Here is a 17,161-nt window from a genome sequence, read left to right as displayed (position 1 = left end):
GACGCCTCCCCTCTCCCAGACTTTCAGGCTACGTAAACAGCCACAAATCACCCGAAAGCGGGGGGCGGTTACCTAGTCAAGGACGAGTGAGAACCCGAGCTGGGAGTACAGCTCCAGCAGGTCGAAATAGTCCCGGTGGGCGACCACGAGGCCGTTCTTCGCGTGACACGCCCCGCAGCCGCGTACGGTGATCCGCCGGCCGCTCGCGCCCGCGACACCGCCGTCCGGCAGCGCGAAGGACCCGGTGTGCGTGCCCGTCATCGTCCACTCGCTGAAGCCGGGGTCGGCGCACTCCACCCTGTTCCAGACCGTCACGGCGATGTCGGCGAAGCCCTTGAACAGGCTCTCCCAGTATCGGACGATCTGCTCGCGCCCCTCGCACACGCCCAACGGGGTGGCCAGGACGGCGTGCCGGTCGTAGTACGTCGACAGCCGGCCCAGGTCGTGAGCGTTCACCGCGTCCAGCACGCGGTCCGCGAGCTGTCGGCCGTCAGGCATGGCGGATCACTCCCCAGGGCGTACACCCACGGTAACGCCGCCATGGCAAAGGGCGTCCGCAGGAGACGCAACACCGCCGGATGCAACGTGCGAAGCGCCTGCGACGTCCCTGGAATCGTGGACGACACCTTCGACGATTTCGTCCGGGCGCGCGGCGGAGCACTGTACCGCTACGCGTACGTGCTGACCGGCGACGCGGACGACGCGGCGGACCTGCGCTACTACGAGGACCTGCCCGACGCGCAGATCGCGCGGATCCTCGGCATCTCGGAGGGGACGGTGCGCAGCCAGGCCGCCCGCGCCCTCGGCAGCTGCGCGTGCGGCGCCGTACGAGCCAGATGGAGGAAGTATGAGAAGCGAGCAGGATCTGGCGGCGGCGCTGCGCCGGGCCGCGGACGGCGCGCCCGACCCGGTGGACCTCCTGACTGGGCTCGGCGAGCGCCGCAGGCGGCGGACGCGGCAGCGCTACCGTACGGCGCTGGCGGCGGCCGGGGTCGTCGCGGTCGCCGTGGGCGGCACCGCCGTGGTCAGGGGCGGCCACCAGACGACGGCCGCCGCGAACCGGCCGTCCACCCGCGATTCCGAAGGAGTGAGCCACGTGGGACCCCCGTGAGCAGCGGGTCCCACGTGGCAGGGCGCATACGGGGTCACGCGGACCGGGGCCGCGCGGCGCGGGCCAGGGCGACCGCGCCCGCCGCGCCGGCGGCCGCGGCCAGCGTCAGCCACCACGCGGTCGTGCCCATGGCCTCCGGCCGCGGCGGGTCGGCCTGGGCGAGGAACACCGCGCCGAACACCGCCACACCGGTGAGCTGGCCGAACTGCATGGTCGTCGTGAGCAGGCCGCTCGCGTCGGCGGCGCGGGCGGGCGGCACGTGCACCAGGGCGTGGGTGAGCAGGCTGGTCGAGACGCCCAGGCCCGCGCCGTACACGACCAGCGCGGCCCACATCACCGGGCCGCCGGTCACCGAGACGGCCAGGGCCGACGTGCCGAGGACGCTGAGCGCCAGCCCGGCCGGTGGCAGCAGGTGGTGGACATGCCCAGGCAGCCTGCGCCAGTAGAAGCTGCCCAGCCCGAACGCCGCCGCCATGGGCAGGAACGTGATCCCGGCCCGCAACGGGCTCTCCCCCAGGACGCCCTGCAGGTGCACCGCGAAGGTGAACAGGAACCCGCCGTAGGCGACCATCAGCGCGAGCAGCGCCGTCAGGCCCGACGGCATGCCGGTCGCGCGCAGCACGTCCAGGTTCAGCAGCGGGTCGCCGCCCCGGGCCGCCGTACGGCGCTGCGTCACGGCGAACACGGCGGCGACCGCGACCCCCGCGGTGATCGACGCGTACGTCCAGGCGGGCCAGCCGGCCTCCCGGCCCAGCACGAGCGGGAGCACGATCAGCAGCGTGGCGGGCAGCGCGAGCGCGAGGCCCCGCAGGTCGAGCCGGCGCGTGCCGCGCGGCCGGTCAGACGGCGCGTCCGGCGGCACCAGCCGGGGCACCACTAGCGTCAGCACGACGCCCACGGGGACGTTCACGAGGAACACCGGCCGCCAGCCGGTGCCGGCCAGGTCCGCGCCGACCAGCACCCCGCCCAGCGCCAGCCCGACGACCGAACCGGCCGAGAGCACCGCGGTGTACGCGCTGAGCGCCGTCGCCCTCGCCCTGCCGGTGAACCTGGTCTGGATCACGCTCATGATCTGCGGGACCATCACCGCCGCCGCGGCCCCCTGGACGAACCTGAAGGCGATCAGCGTCCCGGCATCCGGCGCGAGCCCGCACAGCAGCGAGCCCGCGGTGAAGCCGGCGACCCCGATCAGATACATGCGGCGCCTGCCGTACAGCTCTCCCAGCCGGGCGCCGGTGATCAGCAGGGTCGCGTACGCGATGATGTAGCCGCCGACGACCAGTTGCAGGGCGGCCCCGGACGCCCCCAGGTCGGCGCCGATCCTGGGGATCGCCACGTTGACGATGTAGAGGTCGAGCAGTCCCATGAACTGGCCGGCGAGCAGCACCGCCAGCATCGGCCAGGGCCGCGCGGCACGGGCCGGGGCAGGGCGGGCGGTATGGCTGATTGTCACTCTTTGTCCTTCCGCAGTGGGTCCGCCGGTACATACCGGCGGACGGCGGAGAACTCATCGATGAGTTCCGCCGAGCGCGGCGGTAGATACCGGTGACGGCGACGCGACGCGGGAGAGCACATGTGGAGTGACGAGGAGTTCGAGCGGTTCACCGGGCCCTACCGACGTGAGCTGATGACGCACTGCTACCGGATGCTGGGCTCGGTGCACGACGCGGAGGACCTGCTGCAGGAGGTCATGCTGCGGGCGTGGCGGGCGTCCGGCGACTACGACGAGCGGCGGGCCTCGCCGCGCACCTGGCTCTACCGCATCGCGACGAACGCCTGCCTCACGGCGCTCGAACAGCGCGGGCGCAGGGCCCTGCCGTCCGGCCTCACCGGCCCCGGCGACGACCCTGAGGCGGGACCGCAACGGCGGCTGCCGGAGGTGACCTGGCTGGAGCCCATCCCCGACGCGCTGGTGGACCCCGCCGCGGTCGTCGCGTCGCAGGGCGGGATCAGGCTGGCGTTCGTCGCGGCCCTGCAGCATCTGCCGCCGCGGCAGCGGGCGGTGCTCATCCTGCGCGAGGTGCTGGCCTGGCGGGCGAGCGAGGTCGCCGGCCTGCTGGAGACCTCGGTCGCGGCGGTCAACAGCGCCCTGCAGCGCGCCCGCGCCCAGCTCTCCCGGGTGGCCCCCACCGAGGACGACCTGGCAGAGCCGGACGACCCGGCCTGCCGCGACCTGCTCGACCGGTACGTCGCGGCGTTCGAGAAGGCCGACGTCGAGGCCCTGGAACGGCTGCTGCGGGAGGACGCCGTCCTGGAGATGCCGCCGTTCCTGTCGTGGTTCGCCGGGCGGGAGGCGTTCGGCCGCTTCATCCACTGGGTGTGCGCCACGCGGGGCCCCTGGCGGATGGTCCCCACGCGCGCCAACGGGCAGCCGGCGCTCGCGGCCTACCTGGACGGCGGCGACGGCGTCTTCCGGGCCCACTCGCTCCAGGTGTTCACGATCGCCCAGGAGGGCATCGCCCGGAACGTCGTGTTCGGCGACCCCACCCTGTTCGCCGTCTTCTCACTGCCGCCCACGCTCTAGCGGAGGAAGGCCGCGACCCCCGCTCTGGCCGCGGAAGGCCGCGGCCTCGCTCCAGCCGAGGAAGGCCGCGACCTCGCGGACGAAGGCGTCGGGGGCGTTCTCGTGCACCAGGTGCCCGGCCGGAATCGTGACGTGCGCGGCGCCGGCGATACGGCGGGCCATCTCGGCGACCCGGTCCTGGGGGATGTGGCTGTCCGGACCGCCGCCGATGACGAGCGTGCGCGCGGTGATCCGGCCAAGCCGCCCCAGCCAGGCCGGGTCGGGGTGGTCGATCTGCGGCCTGATCGCCTCCACCATGGCCCAGTCGAACGACAGCGGCCCCTCCGGCCGTACGAGCGGGGGCGGCTCGCGCGGCACCGGGAGCGGGACGTCCTCCAGGACCAGCGTCCGCACCCGCCCCGGCCGCTCCGCGGCGAGCAGGTAGGCCACGATGCCGCCCATCGAGTGCCCGATCACGTCCACCGGGCCGAGCGACAGCGCGTCGAGGAAGGCGAGGACGTCGTCGCGCATGAGTTCCAGGCCGTAGTCCCCCGGCCAGTCGCTGGCACCGTGGCCGCGCAGGTCGAGCGCGTACACGTGCCGGTCGGCGGCCAGCGCGCCGGCCACGCCGTCCCAGCCGGCCATGCCCTCGCCCAGGCCGTGCAGCAGGATCAGCGGCGGGGCGTCGCCCGGGCCGTACGTCCGGTACGCGATCCCGATGCCGTTGGCCTGAACCTTCGCGTGATCCGTCACATGGCGACGATAACCCCCGATAAACCCCTATTGGAGCAATAGGCACACCAAGTACCATGACGCCGGAAAACGGGATCACCGTTGATCACGGATACGGCCGATCCCGCATGCGGGTGGCCGGAGGCTGCTCGTACCGCGGGAGGTCAGGTGTCCGCACTGCGGCGTGGACTGTGGGCGCCGGTCGCCCTCTCCTACGTCACCTTCATCCTCGTCGGCCTGAGCGCCGGGGTGGGCGGGGTGTTGCTGCCGGCGCAGATCGACGACTACGGCCTCGACAAGGCCACGGTCGGCACCCAGTTCTTCACCTTCTCGGCCGGGTTCATGCTGGCCGGGTCGACCGCCGGCCTGCTGATCCACCGCTTCGGGATCCGGGCCTCGCTCATCCTCGGCGGCGGCACGTTCGTGCTGGCGGGCCTCTACTCGTCCGTACGCCCGCCGTTCCTGGCCTTCGTGGCGGTCCAGATCCTGGCCGGGTACGGCACCGGCATCCTCGAATCGGTGCTGAACGCCTACCTCACCGACCTTCCCGGAGCGACGACGCTGCTCAACCGCCTGCACGCGTTCTTCGGCGTCGGCGCGCTTCTCGGGCCGCTGCTGGCCACCTGGATCCTGACCTTCCTGCCGTGGACGGCCGTGTGGCTGGTCCTGGCCCTGGTGTGCCTGCCGCTGCTGGTCGGCTTCCACCTGACCCTGCCCGCCCGCGAGGCCCCGCCGCCCACGTCGGCCGAGGAGCAGACGGAGCGTCCGGGCCTGCTGGCCACCGCGTCGCGGCAGCCCGCCGTCCTGCTGGGCGCGGTGTTCCTGGCCGTCTACGTCGGCCTGGAGATCAGCGTCGGCAACTGGGGGTTCACCTTCCTGGTCGACGAGCACGGGCAGGGGAGCCTGCTGGCCGGATACACCGTCTCCGGCTACTGGCTCGGGCTCGCTCTCGGGCGCTTCCTGATCAGCCCGGCGGCCACCAGGCTCGGCATGACCGCGACCGGGATGACCTTCGTCTGCCTGGCCGGCATCACCGTCAGCTCGGTTCTGGCGTGGATCGCGCCGGGCGGCGTGGTGGCCAGCGTGAGCTTCGTGCTGCTCGGCTTCTGGCTCGGGCCGATCTTCCCCACGACGATGGCCGTCGCGCCGCGGCTCACCGTGACCCGGCTGGTGCCCACGGCGATCGGGCTGCTGAACGGAGTGTCGGTGGTCGGCGGCGCGGTGTTCCCGTGGCTGGCCGGGGCGATCGCGCAGGGCGTCGGAGTCTGGACGCTGCCGCCCTTCGCCGTGGCGCTCGCCCTGCTGCAACTGCTCTTCTGGTGGCTGGTGGTGGGCCGCATGAACCCGGCCCCCCGCACCGCCGGCTAAGTCGTATCCCTAGCGGCGGCGGGACGACCTGGTGAGTTCGAACGCGGCGACCGTGGCGAGGCCGTACCCGAGGTGGGGGACCAGGTCGGCCGTCCAGCCGCTGACGCCCCACTCACGCGGGTCGGTCAGCCCGAGCGCGGTCATCGGCGCGCCGCCCGCGACCGCCGCGGCCATGCCCACCCCGGTCGCCGCGGCGGGGAGGCTGACCCTCCGCCGTACGGCGTGGCGGAACAGGCCGTAGGCCAGGCCCACGCCTACGCCGGTGAGGATGCCGAGCATCGGCCCGAGCCCCTGCTCCCGGTTACGGGCGTCCTCCTCCTCGCCGAGGTCGACGTGGAGCCGCTCGCTGACGGCGCCGGCCGCCTGCTCCGGCAGCGAGCTCGCCGGCCGCGCGCGCACCGCCATGTCCAGGTAGGTGATCGCGTTGAGCACGGTCGTCCCGGCCGCTCCCGCGACTGCTCCCGCCACCATGTCCCGATAAATCCCCATAGCGGTCGCCTAACCGGGCCGGGCCGCCTCAAACGACGCGCGCCCGCGCGAGAGTCAACGGGCGATATAGGGTCGTCCGGGTGACGGTAAACGACACCCCGGGGGACGAAATGGACCGAGAGCTCACCCTGATGGCCGTGCACGCGCACCCCGACGACGAGGTGATCGGCACCGGCGGGATCCTCGCGAAGTACACGGCGGAAGGGATCCGTACGGTCCTGGTGACGTGCACCAACGGCGAGCAGGGGGACGGCCCCGGCGGGGTGAAGCCGGGCGAGCCCGGCCACGACGACGCCGAGGTCGCCGAGCGGCGGCTGGCCGAGTTGCGCGAGTCGGTCGCCCACCTCGGCATCGGTCATCTGGAGCTGCTCGGCTACCGCGACTCCGGCATGGACGGCTGGGACGGCAACGGCCACCCCGACGCGTTCGCGAACGTCCCGGTCGAGACGGCCGCCGCCCGGCTGGCCGCGCTGATGGAGCGCTACCGCCCCCAGGTGGTCGTCACGTACGACGAGAACGGGAACTACGGGCACCCCGACCACATCCAGGCCCACCGCATCGCGGTCGCGGCGGCCGATATGACCGGCATTCCGGACAAGTTCTACTACACCGCCGTGCCGCGTGAGGGCATCCGGCAGATGTTCGAGTTCATGCGGGCGAACGGCATGGCCCCGGACGACTTCGAGCTCCCCGACGACTTCGGCACGCCCGACGAGCTCATCACCAGCGTCGTGGACGTATCGCCGTACGTGGAGAACAAGCTGAAGGCCCTGCAGGCCCACGCGAGCCAGGGCGAGAACATCCCCTTCCTGAGGATGCCGCCGGAGGCCCAGCACCAGGCCTTCTCGCGCGAGTACTTCATCCGGACGACGTCCCGGGTGGCCGCCCCCGACCGGGAAGACGACCTGTTCGCCGGCCTCCGCTGAGCTCGCGCTCATTCAGCCGGCTCTAATCGGTCTCTAGGAGAGTCGCTGGAGGGAGAGGACCTGCCGCCAGTGCTCGGCGGCCTGTGCCATGTCGCGGCTGAGGAGCTCGAAGAACCGGCTGGTCGTGTGCAGCCGCATGCCCACCGGCGTGCCGGTGCCGAAGACGCCCGCCCCACGCCGTGTGGTGTCCGCCCACAGTGCCATCGACCTGGCACTCTCCGACCAGGTGCGATACCACACGTCGACGTCTACGGCGTAACGCTCGCGCCGAACCTCACGTTCGCGGCCGACCAGGCCGCGCTGCTCGAGCCATCGGATGGCCTTGGAGATCGACGCCGGGCTCACGTGGAGGCGTTGGACCAGCTCCGCGGCGGTCAGGCTGGCTCCGTCGCTGACGAACAGCGCGGCGAACACCCTGGCCGTCAGCGGTGACATCCCCGTCTGGATCATCATGGCGGTGAAGTCCTCGGTGAACTCCTGGACCGTGCGGGCGTCCCGGTCGCCGTACGTGTCCGGGGGTTCGGGCGGCGAGACCGGCCGCCGACGGCGAGCCCGCCAGTTCGTCGCCTGCTGGGCGTGGTGGGCCCGATAGCCGTGCGGGCCGCCGTTGCGAGAGATCTCGCGGCTGACGGTGGACCTGGGCCGCTCCAACCGCCGGGCGATCTCCGCGTAGGTCAGCCCATCCCTCAGCCCTTCGGCGATGCGGCGGCGGTCCTCGAAGCTCAGGCGGCTTCGTGCGGGCATTCGGTCCTCCTCGTCCTTCGCCAGATCGTCCTGGTCGGCGGTAGCCGAATGCAACACGACGGAGCGTCCGGTGCATTCCGCGACAGCTCTTTGCACCAATCGAACGCCGTCCACCTGCGCATATACGAAGAGCTTGTTGCCGCCGAGCAAAAGGCATCCGTAGCCTCCCCAGTCGTGAACGGCGTGACGCCTGTGCCGGCATGCCGACCCACGGAGTCCCCATCCGGGAGGTTTGATCATGAAGGTCGTACTCGTCACCGGAGCCTCTTCCGGCATCGGCAAGGCCACCGCGCTGGAACTCCTGCGGGCGGGCCACATCGTGTACGGTGCGGCCAGGCGGGTGCGGAACATGGACGTCATCGCCGACGCCGGGGGGCACGTGCACCCGATGGACGCGCGCGAGCCCGCCGACCTGGAGCGGGTCGTCCGCTCCGTCATCGAGGAGCAGGGCCGGATCGACGTCCTGGTCAACAACGCCGGCACCGTGGTGCACGGCGCGGCCGAAGACGTCCCCCTGGAACTGGCGCGCGACCAGTTCGAGGTGAACCTCTTCGCACCGGCCAGGCTGGTCCAGCTCGTCCTGCCACACATGCGCGAGCGGAGGTCCGGCACGATCGTCAACGTGTCGTCGATCGGCGGCGAGATCGCGTTGCCGCTCGGCTGCTGGTACTACGCCACGAAACACGCTCTGGAGGCGTACTCCGACTCCTTGCGCATGGAGGTCGAGCAGTTCGGCGTCGAGGTCGTCATCATCCAGCCCGGGATCATCAAGACCGGGTTCGAGGATCACACCGCGCAGGACCTGCGGGAGATCTCCGGCGCGACCGCCTATGGGGCGATGGCCGAGGCCATGGCCAGGCGGAGCGAGACCCAACTCGGCGTGGACAGCCAGGCCTCCGATCCCGGCGTCGTGGCCGCGGCCATCCGCGAGGCCGTCGAAGCCGGTGAACCCAAGACCCGCTACGCCGTCGGCTGGATGGCCGACAAACTGCTCGAACTCAACAGGACGCTGCCGGACCGCGAGTTCGACAAGCTCGTCACCGGCTCCCTCGGGTAGCCGAACTCCCTTCGCGGTCCATCACTGCCCGGCGGGACGGCCTGGAAGGATGAACTCATCACGCCGCGTCTCGCGCAGGGGACGACAGCTTTGCCGAGAGCCGGCCGGTGACGAGCTCCCTGACCCGCGCGTCGATCGGCTCGCGCGCCTCACGCCGGTACGCGCGCAGCGACGGCGGTCCGGGCTGCCTGCGCAGGATGTGGGTGAGATCGGGGATCACATGGGTCTCGATGGGTCCCGGCACCAGCTCCGCCATGCGGGCCAGGTCCTCCGGGTTCACCTGGAGGTCCTTGTCCCCCGTGACGGCCGGCACCGGCGCCTGGATCCGGGCGAGATCTTCCGCGGGATCGTAGTCGAGGAACTCGCGGGTCCACCGGGCGTTCACCCGGACCCCGCCGATGCGGGCGACGTCGGTCGTCGTACGGCGGATGCGCTCGTGGTTCTTCGCCACCTTGGCGACCAGGTCGGTGCGGGTGAGGCGTAGCGCGGCGCGGACGAAGGCCGGCATGGTCGGCGCGAGACGCGCATCCGGCGCATCCTTTCCACCATCCTCATGCCGTCCTGAAACGCCCGCGTCAAGCGCCCGCGTGGAGGAGGCGTCGTCCCAGGGCTTCGGCGGCCTCCCGCAGTTCGCGTGACCCGACGATGCGGAAGGGCGCCCGGATCGCCGTGAGCTGCCGGACGTACCAGTCCGGTTCGTCCGTGCTGCCCACCAGGCGCGTACCGGTCGCGTCGATCGGCTCAAGGCGGCCCAGACTGCGCGGAATCCACTCGGCCACGGCCTCGGCGGACGCGTCGACGACGACCTCCACCTCATGCCGCCACCCTGCCGACAAGTGGTCTTCCAGCATCTCCGCCGGGTCGAGATCGGCCGGAGGGACGGCCGGGACGTCGAGAACCTCGACGCACGCCACCTTGTCCACCCGCAGCACCCGGCGGGCGTTCCTCGTGTGCGACCAGCACAGTAGATACCAGCGGCCGCGGCGTACGACGACAGCCCATGGGTCGACCTCCATGACCCGCTCGTCTCCGGGGTGGATGCGATATCGGAGCCGCAGCCGGCGGTGCACGGCGCAGGCCTGGGCGAGAACGGCGGTGGTCTCCGGGTCGGGAGTCCTGGCCCCGGGCTCGGGGTGTCTCGTGCTCAGGCTCCGCACCGCCGCGGCCGGCCCGGCGACCGCCTCCGGAAGCACCCGCATGATCTTGCCGAGCGCGCCGCCCACGGGATCGGCCGGGTCCCCCGTGTCGTGGTGGCCGTCCAGCACGGCCATCACCAGCCCGAGCGCCTCGGCCGGCGTGAACATCAGGGGAGGCAGCCGTAGCCCCCGGCCGATCCGGTATCCCCCATAGGGGCCGCGTTCCGACTCGATCGGGATGCCGGCCTCGCGCAGGATGCCGACGTAACGCCGGGCCGCCCGCTCGGAGACGCCGAGCCGGCCGGCCAGCCGCTCCGCCGTGATGCCGGGGCTGCTTTGGACCATTTCCAGGAGCAGGAGCGCCCGGGCGGTCGGGCTTTCGTCGTGCGTCATTCGGCAACCCGTCACATTCCGGAAGTGGATCGTCCGGAATGCACCGTAGCCTGTCCGCCATGACCGAAAACGTCCTTCATGAGCCACCGGTCGCGGGCGACGAGATCGACACCTTGCTGGGCTCCCTGGACCGTCAGCGCCGGATATTCGCGTGGAAGTGCGGCGGGCTCGACGCGGCAGGCCTGCGGGCGACCACCGCCGCGTCGTCCATGACCCTGGGAGGACTGCGCAAGCACCTGGCTCTGGTGGAGGACGACATGTTCTCCCAGAAGCTGTTCGGGCGACCGCCGTCGCCGCCGTGGGACACCGTGGACTTCGACGCCGACCCCGACTGGGAGTGGCGCACGGCCGCCGACGACACTCCCGAACAGTTGACGGCGTTGTGGCAGGAGGCGGTGGCCCGCTCCCGGGCCAACGTACGGCAGGCGCTGGCCGAGGGCGGCCTCGGGCGGCTCGCGGCGTACACCAGCTCACGCGGCGAGTCGCCCAGCCTCCGCCGCCTGCTGATCGACATGATCGAGGAGTACGCCCGCCACGTCGGACACGCCGACCTCATCCGCGAGTCCGTCGACGGCCTGGTCGGAGAGGACCAGCCGGCGGGATGAGGCAGGACATCACTGAGCCGATTCCCGCCGATCGGCTCGTCATCGTCCCCGCCAACCGGGCGTCGTGGGACGACCTGCGAGCGATCTTCGGTACGACGGACTGCCATTGCCAGCGCTACAAGATCTTCACCTACCAGTGGGGCTCGGTCTCGGACGCCGAGCGTGCCGCGCGCCTGCGCGAGCAGACCGGCTGCGGAACCCCCGGAGCCCGGTCGACCAGCGGTCTCGTGGCCTATCTCGACGGTGAGCCGGTCGGGTGGTGCGCGGTCGAGCCCCGGACGGCCTACCCCCAGCTGACCCGCACCCGCGTCCCCTGGACCGGGCGGCAGGAGGACCAAACCGACGACAGCGTCTGGGCCGTGACCTGCTTCGTCACCCGCAGGGGCTTCCGCCGGCGCGGAGTGACGTACGCGCTCGCACATGCCACGATCGACTTCGCCCGGACGCGGGGAGCCCGGGCCCTGGAGGCGTACCCGATGATCACCCGCCCGGGCGTCGAGATCACCTGGGGCGAACTCCACGTCGGCAGCCGCGACGTCTTCCTCGACGCGGGGTTCACCGAGGTGAGCAGGCCGACCCTCAGGCGAGCCGTCGTGCGGATCGACTTCTGACCGTCCCGCGGCGTACGACGTTACGACGAACGACAGCGCCAGGCTGATCCTGTGGATGGCCACCAGCAACCTCTTCCCCGGCGTGGTGCACCAGGTGCAGCCCCGCCTCGCGGGCGGCGGTGGTGGGACCGTCAGTCGGAGATCGCGATGCGGAGGCGGCGGAAGCCGCGACCCTTGCTCTCGATCTTGGCGACCTTGATCCTGCCGATCTGCTTGGTCGAGGCGACGTGCGTGCCCCCGTCGGCCTGGGTGTCGAGGCCCACGATGTCGATGATCCGCACCTCGGGGATGTCCTCCGGCACGAGGTTCGTCGCGGTGCGGATGATGTCGGGGATCGCGAAGGCGTCCGCGCGCGGCAGCACGCGTACGTCGATCCGCCGGTCGGCGGCGATCTCGGCGTTGCACGCGTCCTCGACCGCCTCCTTGAAGCCGGGCGGCACCTCGGGGAGGTTGAAGTCCATCCGCGCGGTCATCGGCTCCATGTTCCCGCCGGTGACCAGGGCCCCGTAGTCGCGGAACACGACGCCGCACAGCACGTGCAGGCCCGAGTGGGTGCGCATGAGCGCGGAGCGCCGCTCGTCGGCGACCGCCGCCCGTACGACCGTGCCGGCGGGCGGGATCGGGTCGTCCGCCGCCGGGATGAGGTAGAGGTCGTCCCCCTTGCGCACGCCCTCGATGTGGGTCTCGACGCCCTGCCACAGCAGCACGCCGTGGTCCGGCGGCTGGCCTCCGCCGCCCGGGTAGAAGGCCGATCGGTCCAGGACGATCCCGTCCGGCGTGGCCTCCAGCACAACGGCCTCGAAGGACCGCAGATCCTGGTCGGTCAGCTCCAGCCGCCTCGTCCGCCCGTGAAGATCGAACGTCACCTGACCGAGTCTAGCCACGGCGCACGGACCGGGGCCCGTCCTGGGCGCGAGCCGTACGGTCCACGCCCGGGGTGTCATCGGTCGGGACCGGAATCGCCAGCCGGGCAGGCCGGGGATGGATCCGGACGGCACGGGCCACGGGGCCGGAACGCCCCGGCGCCCAGGCTGTGGTCCATGTTGCTGTCGAGCGCCAGGGCCCGTACGCGGCCGGGGAAGCGCTCCACGTAGAGCTGCCCGATGAGCGTGCCGTACGAGATCCCGCAGTAGGTCAGCTCGTCCTCGCCGAGAGCGGCGCGGATGGCGTCGAGGTCGCGTACGACGCTGAGTGTGTCCACGTGGTCGAACAGCGGCCCCGTGCGCGTCCGGCAGTCCTCACGCGCAACCGTGGTTGAAGGCGACGAGAGCGGTGAAGTCGGCCAGCGTGCCGCAGTCCGCGGTGGGGTCCTCCGCGCAGGGCGTCCAGGTGACGGATGGGGTGGGCCCGCCTCTGCCCTGATCGGCGGTGCCCGCGGCGACCGGCGAGAGGGGAAGCAGGGCGGCGATGAGGCAAGAGACGCCGACGGTCAATCGCCCTCGTGCTCGCACACGGCCCTCCATTTGGGGATGACACCATGGAGCACTGACTGTGAGAAATTTATGTCAATCCGGCCACAGACGGAAAAACGTCTCATCCGTTCGGCGTATTCACAACCGATTCGCCCGTTGTATGGCGACCGTAATTCCTGGTCAGGCGACAGGACGGGAAGGCACCGCGGCGAAGTTCCTGTCCCTCCGGTTGTCCCGCAGGTCGGTGAGCGCCGCGAAGTCGGGCTCGAAGGCGGCCAAGCGCCTGTTGCCGAGCCCGCGGAACAGCCCTCGGGAGGTCGCGGGATTGGGATCGGCGAAGCCCGCCACCCCGCATCCCGTCCGCCCTCGGTACGCCGAGGGGTGCGCCCAATCGCTGATCGCCACGAACGCGGTCACCTCGTACGCCCGCGACACGGCCATGTGCCGCCAGAGGGAGCGCGCAATGGCGGGCGACGGCCGCTGGGTGACCGAGAACGCCGGGACGATCACGAGGTCGGGCCCGGACTCGGCGGTGAGCGAGTCGAAGTACCAGAAGTCCGCGCACAACAGGACGAGCAACTGACGGCCGCCGACCTCGACGGCACGGGGACGGCTGCCGCCGAGGACTCCGGCGGCCCGCTCGTCGCCGTACGGATTGAGCTTCTCGTAGTCCGCGACCACCGATCCACCGGGGTCGGCCACGACTCCGCGGTTGACCGTGCCGGAGCCGGACGCGCAGTGGTGCGATCCGCCGACGACCCAGCTGCCCAGCGACCGGGCGAGCCCTTCCACCCGCCGCCCATACTGCCGGTCGCCGAGCTCCGCGCCGGCCAGTTCGGGCAGCACCACCACGTCATCCGGACCGAACCGGATGCGCGACCGCTCGGCGTCGCGCAGCACCGCGTCGAAGTTCCGGTCGCCGTCAGAGTGCCACTTCGCAGGCTGTGTCACCACGACTCGCACGAACACCTCCACATCGGCCCGTAGATCTCGAAACTACGCCAAAACGGCAGGCGCGGCCCTCTTCGGGTAGTGGGCCCCGGGAGCGATGCTGGCCCTCAGCCGACTGTTGTTCCGTACCGTGTTGCGAACCCACACCGGCCCAGGCCGAGGCGACGGCAGCGTGAACGCCCAGGCTGTGACCGGGACGGAGACGAGCAGCCGTCACGCCGCTTCACCGGGCGGGTTCCTCCACCTCGACGGTGCTGTCCGCACGGGCCGGGAGGAGCACAGCGGTGACGACCACGGCCAAAGACAGCACCGCGCCGATGATGAAGGCCAGCCGCATGCCCTCGAGGTTGGCGAGCGTCTCCGCGGTTCCCGCGGATTTCAGGGCGTCGGCTCGCGCGCTCATCACGGTGATCACGAGCGCGGTGCCGAAGGCCGCGGCGACCTGCTGCAGCGTGCTCAGGATCGAGCTGCCGTGGGAGTAGAGCCGTGGAGGAACCGCTCCGAGCCCGAGGGTGAACACCGGGGTGAAGGCCGCGGCCAGACTCACCATCAGCAACGCGTGCAGACCCAGGAGCTGCCAGTAGGGCATGGTCATCGTGACTTGTGTGAAGCCGGCGAGCGCGAGCGTGATTCCGACCGCGCCGGGAATGACCAGAACCCGTCCGCCGAAACGGTCGAACAGGCGACCGACGGCCGGACCGAGCAGCCCCATCGCGAGGCCGCCCGGCATCACGAGGAGTCCCGTCTCCAGAGGGCTGAGCTCACGGACGTTCTGCAGGTACAGCGGCAGCAGAATCATCGAACCGAGCATCGCCATGAAGGCCACCGACATCAGGATCAGCGCGACCGTGTAGGTGCGGTGGCGCAGGGTGCGCAGGTCCATCAGCGGCACACCGCGCTTCTGCAACGACAACTGGCGGACGACGAAGACGACGATGGCGACCAGGCCCGCCGCGACGACTGCGGCGGCAACGCGGACGTCACCGCCCTCGAACCGGCTGAGCCCGTAGACCAGGCCGCCGAAGCCGCCGGCAGCGGTCACCACGCTCAGCCAGTCGATGGTGCTGACCTGGGGATCTCCGACATTCTTGAGCTGCTTCAGGCCACGCCACGTGATCAGCGCGGCGATGGGGAGCACCACGGCGAACAGCAGCCGCCAGGACCCGAATTGGAGGATCAACCCCGAGACCGCCGGGCCCATCGCGGGCGCGACCGAGATGGCCAGGCTGACGTTGCCCATCACGCGGCCCCGGTCCGCCTCAGGCACTACCTGCATCAATGTGGTCATCAGCAGCGGCATCATCACGGCGGTCCCGGACGCCTGGATGATCCGGGCGCCCAGCAGCACCTCGAACGACGGGGCGACGGCGGCCAACGTCGTGCCGATCAGGAACAAACCCATCGCGGTGGCGTACGCGCGACGGGTGGTCACCCGCTGCAGGAACCATCCGGTGATCGGGATGACGGCGGCCATGGTCAGCATGAAGGCGGTCGAGAGCCACTGCGCGGTCTGCTCGGTGATGTGCAGAGCGCCCATCAGCCGGGGGATCGCATTGATCATGATCGTCTCGTTGAGGACGACCACGAACGTGGCGAGCACCAGCAGCCGGATCACGGGCGGGGTGCCGGGGGTGCTCTTCGAAACGGCCGTCGCGGATTTCACAGGTGAATCGGACTGGGTGATGGACACGGCACCTCGATCAGCGTTGTCGGGACATGACGAGGCCCTTGCCGGCCCCAGCCTTGGGTCTCACAGAAGTTGTGGTCATTGAGAGCCTGACAGGCGCCACCGACAAAACTCATCGTCCTCAACCGACATTCCGGCAAGCAACCCGAAATGTCACCCGGTTTTCACCGGCAGAGGATCTCCACATACGGCCACACGTGGTGGTGAGCCCGAGACTGAGCCGCAGATGGAGGCGCGGGCGCAAGAAGATCACCGCATGTCCCGCACTCTCTCACCGCATGTCCCGCGCTCTCACCGCATGTCCCGCGCTCTCACCGCATGTCCCGCGCTCTCACCGGCGTCCCCTCTACAAGGTCTCCGCTCGCCGACCTCCCGGGCCTCTTCCACGTACTCGCCGAGGTGCTGCAGTGATCCCGCCGGCAAGGCCACCTCGCACGATCGCCCCCTGCCCGGCGCGGAGGGAGGCGGACGTCGCAAGAACCGTCACCGGCGCGCCCGCCGCGGCGCCGCCGAAAAGTTTCGGAACATCTGCCACTCGTTTCGCGGTACGAAGGGAGCCGACTCTCATGTCCCACACCATGGAACCCACGCCGCACGCGAACTCGCTGGTGGTCGTGACTCTTGACGTACAACAGACAGGTTCCTATGGTCGGCATTGCTTTCGCAACACTGCCGAAACTTTCGGCCAGTCTTGTCGTCCGAAGAGGAGTCGTGGTGGTCAATCGAAGCCGACGCCCACGCCGGCCACGTCTTCTCTCAGTCCCGCTGGCCGCCATAGGTCTGGTGCTGGGCATGGCACATCCGGTCCTGGCGGACAACCCGATCCCCACGGTCGTGGACTCGACCCGCAGTGGCGGGCTGTCGGTCGGCTTCACCTTCGACGACGGCCCGAACCCGCCCGACACGCTGCGCCTGCTCGACGTGCTGCGCGAGCACCACGTGAAAGCGGTCTTCTGCCTCTGGGGCGATCACGTACGGCGGCATCCGGAAATCGTCCGGCAGATCGTCGCCGACGGGCACACGTTGTGCAACCACAGCATGCACCACGACGACATGGCGACCTGGTCGGCGGAGCAGATCCGCGCCGATCTGCTGGAGACGAGCGCCGCCATCCGCGCAGCGGTGCCGGGGGCGCACATCCCGTACTTCCGAGCCCCGTACGGCAGTTGGGGGCAGACGCCGACCGTCGCGGCCGATCTCGGCATGCAGGCGCTGGGCTGGCGCCTGGCGATCGGCGACTGGGATCCGCCGGGCACCGCCGAGTTGATCCGCCGCCTGCGAGAAGGAATCACGCCGGGCGCGGTGGTCTTGATGCACGACGGCGGCGGGGACCGGAGCCAGACCGTCGACGCCGTGGACGCCGTCATCCCCGCGCTCCGGTCGGAGGGATGGCACCTGTCGCTGCCCGCCCGCCGGGGCTGACCTGAACGCACCAC

At 70.9% G+C, this 17,161-nt stretch carries 20 protein-coding genes and 1 pseudogene; 9 read left to right on the top strand and 12 right to left on the bottom strand.

From position 1 onward, the window contains the following. Positions 1–72 precede the first annotated feature (72 nt). The gene (locus tag IL992_RS03940; RefSeq protein WP_193201931.1) at positions 73–498 is read right to left on the bottom strand and encodes an ester cyclase; all 426 of its coding nucleotides are present in this window, start codon (positions 496–498) and stop codon (positions 73–75) included. A gap of 42 nt (positions 499–540) precedes the next feature. Here IL992_RS03940 and IL992_RS03935 point away from each other — a divergent pair. Together IL992_RS03935 and IL992_RS03930 are read left to right on the top strand one after the other, a co-directional pair. Further along, positions 541–795 (top strand): annotated as a pseudogene (locus IL992_RS03935) (sigma factor-like helix-turn-helix DNA-binding protein); the annotation flags it as partial. A 52-nt stretch (positions 796–847) separates the two neighbouring features. Continuing rightward, positions 848–1,111, top strand: a complete 264-nt coding sequence (locus tag IL992_RS03930; RefSeq protein ID WP_193201930.1) for a hypothetical protein — start codon at positions 848–850, stop codon at positions 1,109–1,111. A gap of 34 nt (positions 1,112–1,145) precedes the next feature. On the opposite strand, the gene IL992_RS03925 is transcribed toward IL992_RS03930, so the two are convergent. After that, positions 1,146–2,564 carry an MFS transporter gene (locus IL992_RS03925; RefSeq protein ID WP_319018322.1) on the bottom strand — a complete coding sequence of 473 codons (1,419 nt, stop codon included), beginning with the start codon at positions 2,562–2,564 and terminating at the stop codon, positions 1,146–1,148. A 120-nt stretch (positions 2,565–2,684) separates the two neighbouring features. On the opposite strand from IL992_RS03925, the gene IL992_RS03920 reads away from it, so the two are divergent. Continuing rightward, on the top strand, positions 2,685–3,635 hold the full coding sequence (locus tag IL992_RS03920; protein ID WP_193201929.1) for a sigma-70 family RNA polymerase sigma factor: 951 nt from the start codon (positions 2,685–2,687) through the stop codon (positions 3,633–3,635). On the opposite strand, the gene IL992_RS03915 is transcribed toward IL992_RS03920, so the two are convergent. Next, on the bottom strand, positions 3,615–4,367 hold the full coding sequence (locus IL992_RS03915) for an alpha/beta fold hydrolase (protein WP_319018321.1): 753 nt from the start codon (positions 4,365–4,367) through the stop codon (positions 3,615–3,617). The two genes, IL992_RS03920 and IL992_RS03915, sit on opposite strands and share 21 nt — an antisense overlap. A 147-nt stretch (positions 4,368–4,514) precedes the next feature. On the opposite strand from IL992_RS03915, the gene IL992_RS03910 reads away from it, so the two are divergent. Continuing rightward, positions 4,515–5,714, top strand: coding sequence for an MFS transporter (locus IL992_RS03910; protein ID WP_319018320.1), 1,200 nt, complete (start codon positions 4,515–4,517; stop codon positions 5,712–5,714). 9 nt (positions 5,715–5,723) lie between these two features. On the opposite strand, the gene IL992_RS03905 is transcribed toward IL992_RS03910, so the two are convergent. Then, entirely contained in the window at positions 5,724–6,203 is a 480-nt protein-coding gene (locus IL992_RS03905; protein ID WP_193201928.1) for a hypothetical protein, read from the bottom strand. A gap of 80 nt (positions 6,204–6,283) precedes the next feature. Here IL992_RS03905 and IL992_RS03900 point away from each other — a divergent pair, with 80 nt between their 5' ends. Beyond that, entirely contained in the window at positions 6,284–7,129 is an 846-nt protein-coding gene (locus tag IL992_RS03900) for a PIG-L family deacetylase (protein WP_319018319.1), read from the top strand. Between the two features lie 33 nt (positions 7,130–7,162). On the opposite strand, the gene IL992_RS03895 is transcribed toward IL992_RS03900, so the two are convergent. Then, on the bottom strand, positions 7,163–7,873 hold the full coding sequence (locus tag IL992_RS03895; RefSeq protein WP_193201927.1) for a GbsR/MarR family transcriptional regulator: 711 nt from the start codon (positions 7,871–7,873) through the stop codon (positions 7,163–7,165). A gap of 238 nt (positions 7,874–8,111) precedes the next feature. Here IL992_RS03895 and IL992_RS03890 point away from each other — a divergent pair, with 238 nt between their 5' ends. Continuing rightward, positions 8,112–8,930, top strand: coding sequence for an oxidoreductase (locus IL992_RS03890; protein ID WP_193201926.1), 819 nt, complete (start codon positions 8,112–8,114; stop codon positions 8,928–8,930). 58 nt (positions 8,931–8,988) lie between these two features. Here the strand turns inward: IL992_RS03890 and IL992_RS03885 are convergent, their stop codons facing one another. Both IL992_RS03885 and IL992_RS03880 read right to left on the bottom strand, forming a co-directional pair. Further along, on the bottom strand, positions 8,989–9,438 hold the full coding sequence (locus IL992_RS03885) for an alpha/beta fold hydrolase (RefSeq protein ID WP_193201925.1): 450 nt from the start codon (positions 9,436–9,438) through the stop codon (positions 8,989–8,991). 67 nt (positions 9,439–9,505) lie between these two features. Further along, on the bottom strand, positions 9,506–10,459 hold the full coding sequence (locus tag IL992_RS03880) for a helix-turn-helix transcriptional regulator (RefSeq protein WP_193201924.1): 954 nt from the start codon (positions 10,457–10,459) through the stop codon (positions 9,506–9,508). Between the two features lie 59 nt (positions 10,460–10,518). Here IL992_RS03880 and IL992_RS03875 point away from each other — a divergent pair, with 59 nt between their 5' ends. Both IL992_RS03875 and IL992_RS03870 read left to right on the top strand, forming a co-directional pair. Beyond that, positions 10,519–11,064: a DinB family protein gene (locus IL992_RS03875; protein ID WP_193201923.1), complete on the top strand. Its 546-nt coding sequence runs from the start codon at positions 10,519–10,521 to the stop codon at positions 11,062–11,064. Beyond that, complete coding sequence (locus tag IL992_RS03870; protein ID WP_193201922.1) at positions 11,061–11,675, top strand: GNAT family N-acetyltransferase; 615 nt, start codon at positions 11,061–11,063, stop codon at positions 11,673–11,675. The genes IL992_RS03875 and IL992_RS03870 overlap by 4 nt, the downstream gene beginning before the upstream one ends. 131 nt (positions 11,676–11,806) lie before the next feature. Here IL992_RS03870 and IL992_RS48200 read toward each other — a convergent pair whose 3' ends face one another. From IL992_RS48200 to IL992_RS03850, 5 genes are all read right to left on the bottom strand, one after another. Next, on the bottom strand, positions 11,807–12,541 hold the full coding sequence (locus IL992_RS48200) for an alanyl-tRNA editing protein (RefSeq protein ID WP_319018318.1): 735 nt from the start codon (positions 12,539–12,541) through the stop codon (positions 11,807–11,809). 74 nt (positions 12,542–12,615) lie between these two features. Beyond that, positions 12,616–12,888, bottom strand: coding sequence for an alpha/beta fold hydrolase (locus tag IL992_RS45815; RefSeq protein WP_404804730.1), 273 nt, complete (start codon positions 12,886–12,888; stop codon positions 12,616–12,618). Between the two features lie 25 nt (positions 12,889–12,913). Beyond that, positions 12,914–13,126 (bottom strand): hypothetical protein, encoded by a 213-nt coding sequence (locus IL992_RS45810; protein WP_226872304.1) that lies wholly within the window; start codon positions 13,124–13,126, stop codon positions 12,914–12,916. 141 nt (positions 13,127–13,267) lie between these two features. Further along, positions 13,268–14,050, bottom strand: coding sequence for a carbon-nitrogen hydrolase family protein (locus tag IL992_RS03855; RefSeq protein ID WP_193201920.1), 783 nt, complete (start codon positions 14,048–14,050; stop codon positions 13,268–13,270). Between the two features lie 211 nt (positions 14,051–14,261). Next, positions 14,262–15,701, bottom strand: a complete 1,440-nt coding sequence (locus tag IL992_RS03850) for an MDR family MFS transporter (RefSeq protein ID WP_319018317.1) — start codon at positions 15,699–15,701, stop codon at positions 14,262–14,264. A gap of 816 nt (positions 15,702–16,517) precedes the next feature. On the opposite strand from IL992_RS03850, the gene IL992_RS03845 reads away from it, so the two are divergent. Then, positions 16,518–17,147 (top strand): polysaccharide deacetylase family protein, encoded by a 630-nt coding sequence (locus IL992_RS03845; RefSeq protein ID WP_193201919.1) that lies wholly within the window; start codon positions 16,518–16,520, stop codon positions 17,145–17,147. Positions 17,148–17,161 lie beyond the last annotated feature (14 nt).

The organism is Microbispora sitophila (assembly GCF_014892245.1).
Taxonomy (GTDB): Bacteria; Actinomycetota; Actinomycetes; order Streptosporangiales; family Streptosporangiaceae; genus Microbispora; species Microbispora siamensis.
The sequence above is the reverse complement of the archived record's forward strand: the minus strand, read 5'-3'. Positions and strand labels throughout refer to the sequence as shown.